The sequence below is a fragment of the Inquilinus ginsengisoli genome, from assembly GCF_031453975.1.
GTDB classification, from domain to species: Bacteria; Pseudomonadota; Alphaproteobacteria; order DSM-16000; family Inquilinaceae; genus Inquilinus; species Inquilinus ginsengisoli_A.
Map to the genome: position 1 here is coordinate 275,614 of NZ_JAVDPW010000003.1, position 15,002 is coordinate 290,615.

Consider the following 15,002-nt stretch of genomic DNA (forward strand, 5'->3'; position numbering starts at 1 on the left):
GATGCGCCGACTGCTCGACAGCGACATCGCCTGGCGCTTCCGCCGCTCGCCGCTCGCCATCGCCGCCCTGGCGGTCACCCTGCTGATGATGGCGGGCGCCGTGCTGGCGCCGCTGATCGCGCCGCAGGACCCGTTCGACCCGGCCAATCTCGACCTGATGAACTCGCTGATCCCGCCGGCCTTCGAGGCGCAGGGCGACGCGCAGTTCCCGCTCGGCACCGACGACCAGGGCCGCGACCTGCTGTCGGCCATCCTGTACGGCACCCGGATCTCGCTGCTGGTCGGCTTCGCCGGCGTCGCCCTGGCGATGCTGATCGGCGTCACCCTCGGCCTGATCGCCGGCTACCGCGGCGGCTGGGCCGGGGCGCTGATCATGCGCATCGCCGATGTGCAGCTGACCTTCCCGGCCATCCTGATCGCGCTGCTGATCAACGGCGTCGCCCTCGCCGTGGTCGGCAGGGGCGGGGGCACCGACATGCAGATCGGGGTGATCATCGTCGCCATCGGCCTGTCCTACTGGGTGCAGTACGCCCGCACGGTGCGCGGCTCGACCCTGGTCGAATCCCGCAAGGAATACGTGCTGGCGGCCCGGCTGATCGGCCTGTCCGACTGGACCATCATGTTCCGCCACGTGCTGCCGAACGTGACCGGCCCGGTGCTGGTGATCGCCACCATCAACCTGGCCCTGGCGATCATCACCGAAGCGACGTTGTCCTTCCTCGGCGTCGGCGTGCCGCCGACCTCGCCCTCGCTGGGCACGCTGATCAGCATCGGCAACCGCTTCCTGTTCTCCGGCGAGTGGTGGATCACGATCTTCCCGGGCCTAGCCCTGGCGATCCTGGCGCTGGCGGTCAACCTGCTGGGCGACTGGCTGCGCGACGCCCTCAACCCGAAGCTGCGGTGAGGGGCATGACCGAACCCACCCTCAGCGTCCGCGACCTCAAGGTCCAGTTCCGCAGCCGCCGCGGCCTCTTGACCGCGATCGACGGCGTGTCCTTCGACATCGCCCCCGGCGAGGTGCTGGGCGTGGTCGGCGAATCCGGCGCCGGCAAGTCGATCACCGGCACCGCGGTGATCGGGCTGATCGACCCGCCCGGCCGCATCGCCGGCGGCGAGATCCGGCTGAAGGGCGAGCGCATCGACGGGCTGAAGCCCGAGGCCATGCGCCGGATCCGCGGTCGGCGCATCGGCATGATCTTCCAGGATCCGCTGACCAGCCTGAACCCGCTCTACACCGTCGGCCGCCAGCTGGTGGAGACCATCACCACCCATCTCGACCTCGGCCGCGACGGCGCCCGGCGCAAGGCGCTGGCCCTGCTGGACGAGGTCGGCATCCCGGCGGCAGCCGCGCGGATCGACTCCTATCCGCACGAATTCTCCGGCGGCATGCGCCAGCGCGTGGTCATCGCCCTGGCCCTGGCGGCGGAGCCCGAGCTGGTGATCGCGGACGAGCCGACCACGGCGCTCGACGTCTCGGTCCAGGCCCAGGTGATCGCGGTGCTGAAGCGGTTGTGCCGGGAGCGCGGCACGGCGGTGATGCTGATCACCCACGACATGGGCGTGATCGCCGAGGCGGCCGACCGGGTGGCGGTGATGTATGCCGGGCGGATCGCCGAGATCGGCCCGGTGCGCGGCGTCATCAAGCAGCCGCACCACCCCTACACCAGGGGCCTGATGGGGTCGATCCCGACGCTGAGCGGCGAGGTGGCGCGGCTGCAGCAGATCCCGGGGTCGATGCCGCGCCTCGACGCCATCCCGGCCGGCTGCGCCTTCAACCCGCGCTGCCCCGAGGTGTTCGACCGCTGCCGCCGCGACCGGCCGGAGCTGGTGGCGACCGGGCAGGGAGCGGCCGCCTGCTGGCTGGTGGCGCCGGGCGAGGGGAGGGCATGACCATGGACGCATTGGTCGAGGTCGTCGCGCTGAGCCGCCGGTTCGACCTGTCCCGGCCCGGCCTCGGCCGGCTGTTGGCGGGGTCGGCGCGGCCGGTCTTGAAGGCGGTGCAGGATGTCAGCTTCACCGTCGGGCGCGGCGAGACGGTGGCGCTGGTCGGCGAATCCGGCTCGGGCAAATCCACCATCGCCCGCATGGTGGTGGGGCTGCTGCCGCCCAGCGACGGGGCGGTGCTGATCGACGGGCTCGACCTCGCCGATCCCACCAAGCGGCCGCAGATCGCCAAGCTGCGGCGGCGGATCCAGATGATCTTCCAGGACCCCTTCGCCAGCCTCAACCCGCGCTGGCGGGTGGACCGCATCATCGCCGAACCGATCCGCGCCTTCCGCCTCACCACCTCAAACGCGGCGACCACCGCCCGGGTGGCCGAACTGCTGCGGCGGGTCGGGCTGGACCCGCGCGACGGGCGCAAATTCCCGCATGAATTCTCCGGCGGCCAGCGCCAGCGCATCTGCATCGCCCGGGCGCTGGCGTCGGAGCCGGACTTCATCGTCTGCGACGAGCCGACCTCGGCGCTGGACGTCTCGGTCCAGGCCCAGATCCTCAACCTGATGAAGGATTTGCAGGACCAGTTCGGCCTCACCTACCTGTTCATCAGCCACAACCTGGCGGTGGTGAAGCACATGGCGAACCGGATCGGCGTGGTCTATCTCGGCCGGATGGTCGAGCTGGCGCCGGCCCGGGCGCTGTTCCAGGCGCCGCGCCACCCCTACACCCGCATGCTACTCGACGCCCTGCCGGACCTGGAGATGACCGGCCGGCCGCGCAAGATGATCGAGGGCGAGATCCCCAGCCCGATCGCCCCGCCGACCGGCTGCGCCTTCCACCCGCGCTGCCCGCTGGCGAACGACCGCTGCCGGCAGGAGGTGCCGCAGCCGCTCCCGGCCGGCGAGGGCCTGGTCGCCTGCCACGCCGTGGCCGAGGGCCGGGACCGGGCGGCGGCTTAGGGCCGGAGCCGGTCATCGCTCACATTTGCTCGCCGGGCAATTCGCTGGCCTGCTTCACCCAGGCGGCGATCTGGGCTTCGTCGAACGGGTCGTCCTCGCGGATGTCGAGGTAGCGCACCTCCTTCTGCTTGGACTGGCCGGGAGGAACCGGATGCAGCGACGCGCCGCGGAAGAACGCGACCTTGACGTAGTTGGTGAAGCAATGGATGCCGAGGAACCAGCCCTGGCCCTCGAGCCCATACAGCGGCGAGTTCCATTTGACCGCCTTGTGCACACCCGGGATGGTGCGGGTGATGAGCGTGTCGAGGCGGCGCCCGACGTCGCTTTTCCAGTCCGGCATGGCGGCGATGTAGGCCTGGACCGGGGCGTCGCCGGTGCCTTTCGCGATCTGGGGGTTGCCACCTGAGAGCAGGGCCGGCTTCGCGGCCGCGGGGTCTTTGCCTTTGGTCGGCTTGCTCTTGCTTGGCTTGCCCTCGCTTGACTTGGCGGATGTCTTGTCGGCCATCGCGTTCCCCCACTGACAGACGGACAAGCCGTCGAGGATACTTCGATCTTCGGGGATGTCAGCCTCTCGCGTTGCCTCTGCCGTTCCCTCTCCGTCATTGCGAGGAGGCGAAGCCGATGAAGCAATCCATGCCAGGCGGCGCCATGGATTGCTTCGCTGCGCTCGCAATGACGATTGGGGGCTGAGAAGGAAGTCGGACACCCTCTCGCGTTGCCTCCCCCGTGGACGGGAGAGGCAACGCGATCATCATCGATGGTCGGCGAGGACGGTCCGCGGCGAACCACGTCCACATCAGATTGACTCGGGAGGTCGATTTCGTTAATAACTGACCGGTCAGTCATTAACGAAGGCAAGCGGACCGGTCATGGCCGAAGCGGTACGGAAGCGGCGCAAGGAAGCACGGCCGGCGGAGCTGCTGGACGCGGCCTTCGCCTTGTTCGTGGAGAGGGGCTTCGCCGCGACGCGGATCGACGACATCGCCGCCCGCGCCGGGGTCAGCAAGGGCACGGTCTATCTCTACTTCCCCAGCAAGCAGGCGGTGTTCGAGGCGCTGGTGCGGCAGGCGGTGCTGCCCAATGTCGAACGGCTGATCGGCGAGACGGCGCAGCCCGGCGCCCCCGTGCTGGAGATCCTGCCGCGGCTGCTGCGCGCCATCACGCACACCGTCGCTGGGTCCTCGCTGCAGCAGTTCCCGCGCCTGATCATCGCCGAATCCCCGCAGTTTCCGGAGCTGGCGCAGTTCTGGCGCGAGACCGTGATCGACCGGATGCTGGGCGTCGTCTCCGGCCTGATCGCGCGCGGCATCGCCGCCGGCGAGATCCGGCCGGTCGATCCGGCGGACGCCGCCCGGCTGATGATCGCGCCGCTGCTGATGGCGGTGATCTGGGGCACCACCTTCGTGCGCCAGGACGAGAGCTTCGACCTCGGCACCTTCATCGACCGGCATCTCGACCTCTATCTCCGCGGCCTTTCGGTGGAGCCGCGGCCATGAAGATCCGCATCGCCATCGTCGCGGTCGTCCTGGTCGCCATCGCCGCCGGCTGGTGGTTCGACCTGCCCGGCCGGCTGGGCTGGCGCGGGGCGCAGTCCGACACGCTGACCCTCTACGGCAATGTCGACATCCGCCAGGCCGAGCTCGGCTTCCGCGTCTCCGGCAAGCTCGCCGAGATGCGGCTGGAGGAGGGTGAGGCGGTGACCGCGGGCACGGTGCTGGCGCGGCTGGACGACCGGCCGTTCCAGGACAGCCTGCAGGCCGCCCGGGCCAGCCTCGCCGCGCGACAGGCCGACCTCGACAAGCTGGTGGCGGGGCCGCGCGCCGCCGAGATCGCCCAGGGCCGCGCCACGGTGGCGGAGCGCCAGGCCGACCTTGAGAACACCGAGCTGGCGCTCGCCCGCACCCAGCAGCTGCGCCAGGGCGGCAACGCCCCGCAATCGACGCTGGACCAGACCCAGGCCGACCGCGACATGGCTCGGGCGAAGCTGGAGTCGGCGAAGCAGGCGCTGGACCTGCTGCTGGAGGGCAACCGCGCCGAGGACATCGCCGCCGGCCGCGCCAACCTCGCCTCCGCCCAGGCCGACCTCGCCACCGCCGAGACCGCGCTGGCGGATGCGACGCTGAAGGCCCCGGCCGACGGCATCATCCTGTCGCGGGTGACCGAGCCGGGGGCGATCCTGGCCACCAGCAGCGTCGCCTATGTGCTGTCGCTGACCAAGCCGGTGTGGATCCGCGCCTATGTCGCCGAACCCGATCTCGGCCGCATCCATCCCGGGCTGGAGGTGCAGGTGGTGACCGACACCCGCCCCGACCGGCCCTATCGCGGCCGCGTCGGCTTCGTCTCGCCGGTCGCCGAATTCACCCCGAAGACGGTGCAGACGCCGGAGCTGCGGACCGACCTGGTCTACCGCATGCGCATCATCGTCGACGACGCCGATGAAGGCCTGCGCCAGGGCATGCCGGTCACCATCCGCATCCCGAAGGCGGGGTGAGATGATGGCTGTCTCCGCCCCGCAGGGTCCGTTCTTTCATCGTCCCCCTCCCCTTGCGGGAGGGGGCAAGGGGGAGGGGTCTGCGCGCGTCGGCGCGCGAATGGGCAAGGGATCGGACGTGCCGTCCAGGACGGGTCTCCAGGATCCGGGTCGGGTCGGGCCGAGAGAACCCCCTCCCCCTACCCCCCTCCCGCAAGGGGAGGGGGGACTCATTTGGTTTGGATCAGCGGCATCGCCTGGGCCGGAGGGTAAGGCCATGTCGACGAGCTCGCCTAAGCCTGTTGCGGCGCCCACGCAGGACCTGGTCCGGATCGACGGCGTCACCAAGCGCTTCGGGCCGGGCAAGCCGGCGCTCGACGCCGTCACCGCCGCGATCGGCGGGGGCCGCATCACCGGGCTGGTCGGGCCGGACGGGGCGGGCAAGACCACGCTGATCCGGCTGATGACCGCGCTGATGCTGCCCGAGGACGGCACCCTGACCGTGCTGGGCCACGACACCCGGGCCGAACCGGCGCCGATCCAGGCCGCGATCGGCTACATGCCGCAGCGCTTCGGCCTCTACGAGGACCTGACGGTCCAGGAGAATCTCGACCTCTACGCCGACCTGCGCGGCCTGCCGAAGCCCGAGCGGGCGGCGTCGTTCGACGAGCTTTTGGGCTTCACCGACCTCAAGCGCTTCACCGGCCGGCTGGCCGGCAAGCTGTCCGGCGGCATGAAGCAGAAGCTCGGCCTAGCCTGCGCCCTGCTACGCAAGCCGCGGCTGCTGCTGCTCGACGAGCCGGGGGTCGGCGTCGACCCGATCTCGCGGCGCGAGCTGTGGGGCATGGTGCAGGACCTGACCCGCGAGGGCATCGGCGTGGTGTGGTCGACCGCCTATCTCGACGAGGCCGAGAAATGCGACCGGGTGCTGCTGCTGAACGAAGGCCGCCTGCTGTATGAGGGCGAGCCGGCCGGGCTGACCGGGCGGGTCGAGGGCCGGGTGTTCCGGATGACCGGGATCGAGGGCCGCCGCCGGCAGGTGCTGGCCGTGGCGCTGGGCCAGCCCGGCGTGATCGACGGCGTGATCCAGGGCACCGCGATCCGGCTGGTGACCAAGGCGGAGGGGGTTCCGGAACCGCCGCCGATCGCCGGCCAGACCGCCGAAATCGCCCCGGCGCCGCCGCGCTTCGAGGACGCCTTCGTCGACATCCTCGGCGGCGGCCCCGGCGGCCGGTCGAAGCTGGCCGAGGCCCGCCAGAAGCTGCCGCCGCGCGACGGGCCGGTGATCGAGGCGCGTGGCCTGACCAAGCGCTTCGGCGACTTCACCGCCGCCGACGACATCAGCTTCGACATCCCGCGCGGCGAGATCTTCGGCCTGCTTGGGCCGAACGGCGCCGGCAAGTCGACCACCTTCAAGATGCTGTGCGGGCTGCTGAAGCCGACGGCGGGGGAGGGGCGGGTGGCCGGCTTCGACCTGCGCCGCGACGCGGCCGAAGCCCGCAACCGCCTGGGCTACATGGCGCAGAAATTCTCGCTCTACGGCGATCTCAGCGTCGGCCAGAACCTCGACTTCTTCGCCGGGGTCTACGGTCTCGACCGTGCCCGGGCGCGGCGGCAGATCGGGCTGATGGTCGAGATCTTCGATTTCGGCAGCCAGCTCGGGCGCTCGGCCGGCTCCCTGCCGCTCGGCTTCAAGCAGCGCCTGGCCCTGGCCTGCGCCGTGATGCACGAGCCCGAGGTGCTGTTCCTGGACGAGCCGACCTCGGGCGTCGACCCGATCAGCCGGCGCGAGTTCTGGACCCACATCAACGGCCTGGTCGAGACGGGGGTGACCGTGCTGGTCACCACCCATTTCATGGACGAGGCGGAATACTGCGACCGCATCTCGCTGATCTACCGCGGCCGCTCGATCGCGCTGGGGTCGCCGGACGAGCTCAAGGCCCGGGTGGCGGACAAGGACCATCCCGACCCGACCATGGAGGACGCCTTCATCGCCCTGGTCGAGGCCTCGGATTTGAAGGCGGAGGCGGCATGACCGCCGCCGTCCAGGCCGCCGCCACCGCCCGCGCCGACCGGCTGCGGCGCTTCGCGGCGCTGATGCGGAAGGAGGGCATGCAGATCCTGCGCGACCCTTCCAGCCTGCTGATCGCGGTGGTGCTGCCGGTGCTGCTGCTGTTCCTGTTCGGCTATGCCCTGTCGCTCGACGCCGACCACACCAAGGTCGGGGTCGCGGTCGAAAGCTCCAGCCCGGCGGCGCGCGACCTCGCCGCCAGCTTCCAGGCCTCACGCTATTTCGACGCCCGCATCGGCACCGACCGGCGGCAGTTCGCCGAGGACCTGGTGACCAACCGGATCAAGGGCATCATCGTCATCCCCGAGACCTTCACCGCCGCGGCGGCCCAGCCCGGCGGCGCGCCGCAGATCCAGATCCTGGTCGACGGCACCGACCCCAACACCGCCAACTTCGTGCTGGCCTACGCCCAGGGCGTGCTCGGCAGCTGGCAGGCGATGGAGGCGGCCGGGTCGGGCGGCGGCGGCCTGCCTGCGATCGATGTCCAGCAGCGGGTCTGGTTCAACCAGGAGCTGGTCAGCCGCAACGTGCTGGTGCCCGGCGCCATCGCCATCGTCATGACCATGATCGGCACCCTGCTGACCGCGCTGGTGGTGGCGCGGGAGTGGGAGCGCGGGACGATGGAGGCGATGATGGCGACGCCGGTGACGGCGCTGGAACTGCTGGCCGGGAAGATCCTGCCCTATTTCCTGCTCGGCCTGGCCTCGCTGACCCTGTGCGTCGTCGTCACCGTGTTCCTGTTCGGGGTGCCGTTCCGCGGCTCGGTCTTCGCGCTGTACCTGGTCTCATCAGCCTTCCTGTGCCCGGCGCTGGGCCTCGGCCTGGTCATCTCCGCCGCCACCAAGAACCAGTTCCTGGCGTCGCAGCTGGCGCTGGTCGCCGGCTTCCTGCCGTCCTTCCTGCTGTCGGGCTTCCTGTTCGAGATCAACTCGATGCCGGTGGTGATCCAGTGGATCACCGTGATCATCCCGGCGCGCTACTACATCCCGGCGCTGCAGAGCGTGTTCCTGGCCGGGGACATCTGGCCACTCTACCTCCGCAGCATCGCCGTGCTGCTGTTCGAGGGGGCGGTGCTGTTCACCCTGGCGGCGCGGCTGAGCCGGAAGAGGCTGGTCTGAGATGTGGCGCCGACTCAAAGCCCTGATCGTCAAGGAACTGCTGGCCGTGCTGCGCGACCCGCGCAGCCGGATGATCCTGATCGTGCCGCCGATCCTGCAGCTCTTCGTCTTCGCCTATGCCGCGACCATGGAGGTGAGGAACGCCGACATCGCCGTGCTGGATCGCGACCGCGGCGCCTGGAGCCAGGAGCTGGTGAACCGCATCGACGGCACCCCGACCTTCCGCACCATCCTGGCGGTGGACACGCCCGCGGCGCTGCGCCGGGCGATCGACCTGCAGCAGGTGCTGCTGGCGGTCGAGATCGGGCCGAGCTTCTCGCGCGACATCGCCGCCGGCCGGCCGGCGGACCTGCAGGTCATCCTCGACGGCCGCCGCTCCAACGCCTCGCAGCTGGCCGGCAGCTACCTCCAGCAGATCGTCGGCGGCATGGCGGCCGACGCCGCGAGCCCGTCCGGCACCGCGTCGCGGCCGGAGGCCGCGGTGCCGCGCTTCTGGTTCAACCCGGCGCTGGACACGCAATGGTTCATGGTGCCGAACCTGATCGCCGTGATCGCGGTGCTGATCGGGCTGATCGTCACCGGCCTGTCGATCGCGCGGGAGCGCGAGCTGGGCACCTTCGACCAGCTGCTGGTGTCGCCGCTGCGGGTGCATGAGATCCTGATCGGCAAGACCGTGCCGTCGCTGCTGATCGGCTTCGTCCATTGCAGCTTCTATTTGCTGGTGGCGCTGGTCTGGTTCGGGCTGCCGCTGCGCGGGTCGCTGCCGATGTTCTACGCCGCCGTGTTCTTCTACCTGCTGGCCCTGATCGGCATCGGGCTGTTCATCTCGGCGCTGTCGGCGACGCAGCAGCAGGCGATCCTGGGATCCTTCCTGTTCATGATCCCGGCCACGCTGATGTCCGGCTTCGCCACGCCGATCGACAACATGCCGGAATGGCTGCAGCCGGTGACCTTCCTCAACCCGCTGCGCTATTTCATCATCATCGTCCGCGGCGTGTTCCTGAAGGGGCTGCCGCTGGACGAGATGCTGCGCAACACCGCGCCGCTGGCGCTGATCGCCCTGGTGACGCTCAGCGCCGCGGCCTGGATGTTCCGCCGCCGCATGGAGTAGCGGCGGGCCGCACCCTATGGCTGCGGGATGGTGCGGTTGTAGGGATCCTGGCCGGCCTGGACGTCCGGCTGGGTGCGGGACTGCGCCGCGGGCGTCGGGTTGTGGACCGACAGGCCGAAATTGTCGCCCGGGACCTCGTTCACCGAACAGCCGGCCATGGCCAGACCGGCCAGGACCACGGGGATGAATGCCAATGCCTGACGTCGCATGAACCTGACTCCTCGGATGAGCTCTTGTTGTGAATCGGTGGTGATTCACGGGTGGGATTGGGTTCTGTAAATACGATCTCCCCGCCGGCGTCCAGGTGCAATCCCGCATCGCAAATCCTGTGCTTGCGGATCAGCGGCCGCGCGACTGGAAAAACGCCGCGATCGTCACCGCCGCGGTGTCGAGATGCTGCCGCAGCACCGCGACCGCCGTGTCGATGTCGCCGGCGGTCGCCGCCGCCAGCATCGCCCGGTGCTCGTGCTGGGACAGGTGGGCGCGCCCCTTGGCCGCCAGGTGGAAGCGGATGTAGCGGTCGGCCGCGGCCAGCTGCTGGTCGGTCAGGGCCAGCATGCGGGCATGGCCGGCGCGGGCGTACAGCGCCATGTGGAACTGCCGGTTCAGCGCCCCCATCCGGCCGGGATCGGGCTCGGCGTCCATGGCGGCGATCAGGTCGCCGGCCCGGTCCAAATCGGCGGCCTCCAGCCGCGGGATCGACCGGGCCAGCGCCGCCGGCTCCAGCGCCAAGCGGATGGCGTAGTTGTCGGCGGCGTCGTCGGCCGAGATCTCGGTCACCACCGCGCCCTTGTGCGGCACGACATCGACCAGCGCCTGCGCCTCCAGCTGCCGCAGCGCCTCGCGCACCGGCATCCGGCTCAGGCCGAAGGTCGCGGCCAGCTCCTCCTGCCGCAGCGCCGTGCCGCCGGCGATCCGCCCGTCCAGGATCGCCGCCTTCAGCGTTGCCTCGACAAACTCCGTCGCCGTGCGGTGCCGCGGCGCCAGGGCGCCGAGCCCGGCCAGGGGGCCTGCCAGGGGGGAAGTGCCGTCGCCGGTTAAGCTGCGCATCCAGAAGCCAAATGTTGATTGGATCCAATTTAACGATAGATCGCCGCGGCGGGATCGGCAAGGATCGGCGGGTGCCGGGCGGGCAGGGGCCTGCCGGCGTTCCTGCAAAGGCCGGGACATGCGGACCGACAGCACCTCGATCGTGGACGACGCCGGCGTCCCCATCGCCCCGACGCGCGGCGGCTCGGCCCTGCAGCCGGTGGCGGCCGGGCTGCTGGCCGCCGTGGTCGGCTTCGCTAGCGCCTTCACCATCGTGCTGCAGGGGCTGACGGCGGCGGGGGCCAGCCCGGCCGAGGCGGCGTCGGGCCTGTTCGCGGTCTGCGTCGGCCAGGGGCTGCTGGCGATTGGCCTGTCGCTGTGGTCGAAGCTGCCGATCAGCATCGCCTGGTCGACCCCGGGGGCGGTGCTGCTGATTACGACCGGCGCGCCGGCCGGCGGCTTCCCGGTCGCGGTCGGCGCCTTCCTGGTGGCGGCCGGGCTGATGGTGGTGGCCGGGCTGTGGCGCCCGTTCGGCCGGCTGGTCACCGCGATCCCGGTGCCGCTGGCCAGCGCCATGCTGGCGGGGGTGCTGCTCGACCTCTGCCTCGCCCCGGCGCGCGCCGTCGGCGCCATGCCGATGCTGGCGGTGCCGGTGGTCCTGGTCTGGGCGCTGACCTGGCGCTTCGCCCGGCTCTACGCCGTGCCGGCCGCGGTGGTGGTGGCGGTGGCGCTGATCCTGCTGACCACCACGGTGCCGCCGGAGGCCTTCGCCCATCTGAAGCCGGAGCCGGTGTTCGTGATCCCGGCCTTCTCGACCGCGGCGCTGATCGGCATCGCGGTGCCGCTGTTCATCGTCACCATGGCGTCGCAGAACGTGCCCGGCCTGGCGGTGCTGAATGCCAATGGCTACCGCCCCGCGGTCGGGCCTCTGTTCGTCGCCACCGGGCTGGCCAGCGCCGCGACCTCGGTGTTCGGCGGCCATGCGGTCAACCTGTCGGCGATCACCGCCGCCCTCTGCGCCGCGCCCGAGGCGCATCCCGACCCGTCGCGGCGCTGGCCGGCGGCGGTGGTGGCCGGCGTCACCTATGTCGGGCTCGGCCTGTTCGCCGGCTTCGCCGCCGCCTTCATCGCCGCCTCGCCGCCGCTGCTGATCCAGGCGGTGGCCGGGCTGGCGCTGCTCGGCAGCCTCGGCGGCGCCCTGTCGGCGGCGCTGGCGCGGGAGGAGGAGCGGCTGCCGGCCATCGTCACCTTCGTCACCACCGTCTCCGGCCTGTCGCTGTTCGGCATCGGCGCCGCCTTCTGGGGCCTGCTGGCCGGCGGCGCGATGCTGGCGCTGGCGCGGCTGCGGGGCTGACGGACCCACGCAGGGGGCCAAGATCGGGATTGGCTCCGCGGGGACAGCCTTGGATACTCTCGCCCATCCGGCACGGGGAAAGGGGGCATCGATGCTCTACGCTATCTTGGCCTATCACGTGGAAGGGGTGGTCGCGTCCTGGACGCCGGAGGAGGATGCGGCGCTGATGGCCGATCTCCACAAGGTCCACGACCGGCTTCATCAGGAGGGCCGCCTCGGGCCGGCCGCGCGGCTCGGGGCGACGGAACAGGCCTGCACCCTGCGCGGTCCGGGCACCGGGTCCATCACCGATGGTCCCTTCGCCGAGACCAAGGAACAGCTGCTGGGCTTCTATGTCGTGGACTGTGACACGCGTGCGGCCGCGATCGCAGCGGCACGCGACCTGCGGCGCGTCAACCCCACCGCCGTCTACGAGATCCGTCCCGTCTCGCTCTACCTTCCCGGCACACCGTTTCCGGTCACGGCAGCCTGACGGGCTGGGTCAGTCGTCTAGCCCGGGCGCGATGCCCAGCCGGTCCTTCAGCCCGGCCCAGCCCTGCGGCGTGACCTGGATGGCGCGGGACGATGCCGAGCGCCGCAGCCAGCCATGGGAACAGAGCTGGTTCAGCAGCTGGACCCCGAGCGGCCCGGCGAGGTGGTGCTCGCGCTCGGTCCAGTCCAGGCATTGCCGGGCCAGGCCGCGCCGGGTGGGGCGCAGCCCGGCGATGTCGAGGCCGAGATCGCCGAACCAGTCCCGCCCGGCCGGCGTCAGGTCGAACTGCTTGTCCGCCGCGGCGGTGATCAGCTTCCGCTCCTGCAGGGCCCGGGCCACGGCCACGCCCAGCCGGCCGGCCAGGTGATCGTAGCAGCTGCGGGCGAAGTGCAGATGCCGGGCCTCGCGGGTCAGGGGCTTGCGCCGCACCGCCTCCACCGGGCCGATCGCCGCCAGGGTCTCGATCGCCTGGGCGACCTGGGGCCCGGCCAGCCGGTAGTAGCGGTGCCGACCCTCGGTCTCGACCGCCAGCATGCCGCCGGCCAGCAGCTTGGCCAGATGCGTGCTCGCGGTCTGCGGCGTCACCCCGGCGGCATAGGCCAGCTCGCCGGCCGGCAGCGCCCGGCCGTCGACCAGGGCGAGCAGCATCCCGGCCCGGGCCGGGTCGGCGATCAGATGGGCGGCGGCGGCGATGTTGGGACGGTAGGCCATGGGCGCTCTCCGGCTGGATCGCGCCATCATAGCGGCCTCGCCGGCGGCACGCTTCGATCCTGGTCGAAGCGTCGGGCCCGTCAAAGGACTAGCTCCAGGCCGGATCGGCGCCGTGGACGCGGTCGAGGAAAGCCCGCACCACGCCGTTGAACTCCCCCGGCCGCTGCAGCGGGGCGAAATGGCTCACGCCGGGCAGGGTGATCAACTCCGCCCCGGGGATGCTGCGGGCGAGGTATTCGGCGTGCTCGGACTTGATGAACTCGTCATGCTCGCTCTGCACGATCGCGACCGGCACCCGGATCCCGGCCAGGTCGCCGGCGGTGTAGTTGGGCTGGGTCTTCATCATCGCGCCGACCGCGTCGACGAAGGGCTTGAACTGGTCCGGCGTGGCCGACAGGGCCGCGTAGTCCTTGGCGTGCCGGGCGAAGCACCGGTCGACGACCGGGGTGGGCACGAATTCCTTGGTGCCGCTGGGGTCCATGTTGCAGCCGAAGAAGAACACGCCGGCGACCCGCGCGGGGGCCTGCGCGGCCAGGATCAGGGCGATGCAGGCGCCGTCGCTCCAGCCCACCACCGCCGCCTTCTCCACCCGCAGCGCGTCCATCACGGCCAGGACGTCGGACCCCATCAGCTCATAGCTGTAGGGGCGGGAATCGCGGGTGCTGCGGCCATGGCCGCGACTGTCGATGACCAGGACGCGATGGCCGGAGGCGACCAGCGCCGGAACCTGATGGCCCCAGTTGCCGCTGTGGCCGAGGCCGCCATGCAGCAGGATCACGGCAGGGCCGGACCCATAGGTCGCGTACCAGATCCGGGCGCCGTCATGGTCGAGATGGCCCTGATCGTCCGGGGCGGGCAGGGCGGCGCCGTCCGCCTCGAAGGCCCTGAGGTCGTCGTCATGGAATTCCATGGTGGTCTCTCCCGGTGTCGGCATGGATGGGCTTCGGCCTAGGACCCGGCGCCCGGCGGCATTCCGTCGAACTCCGCCAGGTCGCCGGCGACGCGGTCCCAGGGCTGGCGGCTGCGCACATTGATCGCCGCGTCCGGCCGGATCGCCGACGGGTCGTCCAGCGTGCCGGCATAGAGCGTGGCCATGTCGGGGGCGATCTCGCAGACGCCGAACAGCTGGCTGCCGCAGACCGGGCAGAAATGGCGTGCCGCCGGCAGGCCGCTGCCGCCGGTCACGGCATGGCTCCGCGTCTCTCCCCGGACGGTCATGGCCGCGCGCGGCACGCCGACATAGGTGGAGTGGCCGGCGCCGCTGGCGCGCTGGCAACTGCGGCAGTGGCAATGGCCGGTATAGACCGGTTCGGCCGCCACCTCGTAGCGCACCGCCCCGCACAGGCATCCGCCTGTCATCATCGCTGGTCTCCTGTCCGTCCCAAGCAGCGCGCCGGCAGTCCTCATAGGTCCGCCGGTGTCGATGCTGTATAATCGATCTGGTCGGCGGGAAATCGACAGCGCTCACAATAAAAAGATGAGCCGTCGGCCGACCAGGATGGGGGATAATGCCGATGGCGACGGATGTCCCTTCGCGTTGTCCGCCGGGCCCGGCCCCGGCAGCGCCCGCATGGGACGCTCTCGCCCCCTCCGCAAATCCGGATCGAATTTTTATGTGCTTCGGGCGCCTTATCGGCCCGATCACACGATACCGCACCTGTCGGCGCGGGAAGGAGACTTCGTGCTCGATATTCTGATGTTCGGCTTGGTCGCGGCGTTCTTCGCTGCGGGCCTGGTCTATGTGTTTCTCTGCGACCGGCTGTGAGGCG

General features: G+C 70.8%; 17 protein-coding genes. 11 read left to right on the top strand and 6 right to left on the bottom strand.

What is annotated here, in order from left to right; translation table 11 throughout:
• The first annotated feature begins 1 nt into the window (after window position 1).
• The 3 genes from E9232_RS09010 to E9232_RS09020 are packed head-to-tail and all read left to right on the top strand — an operon-like array spanning window position 2 to window position 2,897.
• The gene (locus E9232_RS09010) at window positions 2-904 is read left to right on the top strand and encodes an ABC transporter permease (protein ID WP_309793509.1); all 903 of its coding nucleotides are present in this window, start codon (window positions 2-4) and stop codon (window positions 902-904) included.
• A gap of 5 nt (window positions 905-909) precedes the next feature.
• Window positions 910-1,890 carry an ABC transporter ATP-binding protein gene (locus E9232_RS09015; protein WP_309793510.1) on the top strand — a complete coding sequence of 327 codons (981 nt, stop codon included), beginning with the start codon at window positions 910-912 and terminating at the stop codon, window positions 1,888-1,890.
• Complete coding sequence (locus E9232_RS09020) at window positions 1,887-2,897, top strand: ABC transporter ATP-binding protein (protein ID WP_309793512.1); 1,011 nt, start codon at window positions 1,887-1,889, stop codon at window positions 2,895-2,897. The genes E9232_RS09015 and E9232_RS09020 overlap by 4 nt, the downstream gene beginning before the upstream one ends.
• 19 nt (window positions 2,898-2,916) lie before the next feature.
• Here E9232_RS09020 and E9232_RS09025 read toward each other — a convergent pair whose 3' ends face one another.
• Window positions 2,917-3,402 carry a DUF1801 domain-containing protein gene (locus E9232_RS09025; protein WP_309793513.1) on the bottom strand — a complete coding sequence of 162 codons (486 nt, stop codon included), beginning with the start codon at window positions 3,400-3,402 and terminating at the stop codon, window positions 2,917-2,919.
• 364 nt (window positions 3,403-3,766) lie between these two features.
• On the opposite strand from E9232_RS09025, the gene E9232_RS09030 reads away from it, so the two are divergent.
• From E9232_RS09030 to E9232_RS09050, 5 genes are all read left to right on the top strand, one after another.
• Window positions 3,767-4,393: a TetR/AcrR family transcriptional regulator gene (locus E9232_RS09030; protein ID WP_309793515.1), complete on the top strand. Its 627-nt coding sequence runs from the start codon at window positions 3,767-3,769 to the stop codon at window positions 4,391-4,393.
• On the top strand, window positions 4,390-5,388 hold the full coding sequence (gene hlyD / locus E9232_RS09035) for a secretion protein HlyD (RefSeq protein ID WP_309793517.1): 999 nt from the start codon (window positions 4,390-4,392) through the stop codon (window positions 5,386-5,388). The genes E9232_RS09030 and hlyD overlap by 4 nt, the downstream gene beginning before the upstream one ends.
• 256 nt (window positions 5,389-5,644) lie before the next feature.
• Window positions 5,645-7,402, top strand: a complete 1,758-nt coding sequence (locus tag E9232_RS09040; protein ID WP_309793519.1) for an ATP-binding cassette domain-containing protein — start codon at window positions 5,645-5,647, stop codon at window positions 7,400-7,402.
• Window positions 7,399-8,556, top strand: coding sequence for an ABC transporter permease (locus E9232_RS09045; protein WP_309793521.1), 1,158 nt, complete (start codon window positions 7,399-7,401; stop codon window positions 8,554-8,556). The genes E9232_RS09040 and E9232_RS09045 overlap by 4 nt, the downstream gene beginning before the upstream one ends.
• Before the next feature lies 1 nt (window position 8,557).
• Window positions 8,558-9,667, top strand: a complete 1,110-nt coding sequence (locus E9232_RS09050; RefSeq protein WP_309793523.1) for an ABC transporter permease — start codon at window positions 8,558-8,560, stop codon at window positions 9,665-9,667.
• Between the two features lie 14 nt (window positions 9,668-9,681).
• On the opposite strand, the gene E9232_RS09055 is transcribed toward E9232_RS09050, so the two are convergent.
• Both E9232_RS09055 and E9232_RS09060 read right to left on the bottom strand, forming a co-directional pair.
• On the bottom strand, window positions 9,682-9,876 hold the full coding sequence (locus tag E9232_RS09055; RefSeq protein ID WP_309793526.1) for a hypothetical protein: 195 nt from the start codon (window positions 9,874-9,876) through the stop codon (window positions 9,682-9,684).
• 130 nt (window positions 9,877-10,006) lie between these two features.
• Window positions 10,007-10,717: a GntR family transcriptional regulator gene (locus E9232_RS09060; RefSeq protein WP_309793528.1), complete on the bottom strand. Its 711-nt coding sequence runs from the start codon at window positions 10,715-10,717 to the stop codon at window positions 10,007-10,009.
• A 118-nt stretch (window positions 10,718-10,835) separates the two neighbouring features.
• Here E9232_RS09060 and E9232_RS09065 point away from each other — a divergent pair, with 118 nt between their 5' ends.
• A complete protein-coding gene (locus E9232_RS09065) occupies window positions 10,836-12,050 on the top strand; it encodes a benzoate/H(+) symporter BenE family transporter (protein ID WP_309793530.1) in 1,215 nt (404 codons plus the stop codon).
• Between the two features lie 91 nt (window positions 12,051-12,141).
• Window positions 12,142-12,522 (top strand): YciI family protein, encoded by a 381-nt coding sequence (locus E9232_RS09070; RefSeq protein WP_309793532.1) that lies wholly within the window; start codon window positions 12,142-12,144, stop codon window positions 12,520-12,522.
• Window positions 12,523-12,531: 9 nt separating this feature from the next.
• Here the strand turns inward: E9232_RS09070 and E9232_RS09075 are convergent, their stop codons facing one another.
• From E9232_RS09075 to E9232_RS09085, 3 genes are all read right to left on the bottom strand, one after another.
• Window positions 12,532-13,233, bottom strand: coding sequence for an ArsR/SmtB family transcription factor (locus tag E9232_RS09075; RefSeq protein ID WP_309793534.1), 702 nt, complete (start codon window positions 13,231-13,233; stop codon window positions 12,532-12,534).
• Window positions 13,234-13,321: 88 nt separating this feature from the next.
• Complete coding sequence (locus tag E9232_RS09080; protein WP_309793536.1) at window positions 13,322-14,143, bottom strand: alpha/beta fold hydrolase; 822 nt, start codon at window positions 14,141-14,143, stop codon at window positions 13,322-13,324.
• Between the two features lie 38 nt (window positions 14,144-14,181).
• Entirely contained in the window at window positions 14,182-14,595 is a 414-nt protein-coding gene (locus E9232_RS09085; RefSeq protein WP_309793538.1) for a GFA family protein, read from the bottom strand.
• A gap of 55 nt (window positions 14,596-14,650) precedes the next feature.
• On the opposite strand from E9232_RS09085, the gene E9232_RS09090 reads away from it, so the two are divergent.
• Window positions 14,651-14,998: a hypothetical protein gene (locus E9232_RS09090; RefSeq protein ID WP_309793540.1), complete on the top strand. Its 348-nt coding sequence runs from the start codon at window positions 14,651-14,653 to the stop codon at window positions 14,996-14,998.
• Window positions 14,999-15,002: the final 4 nt, after the last annotated feature.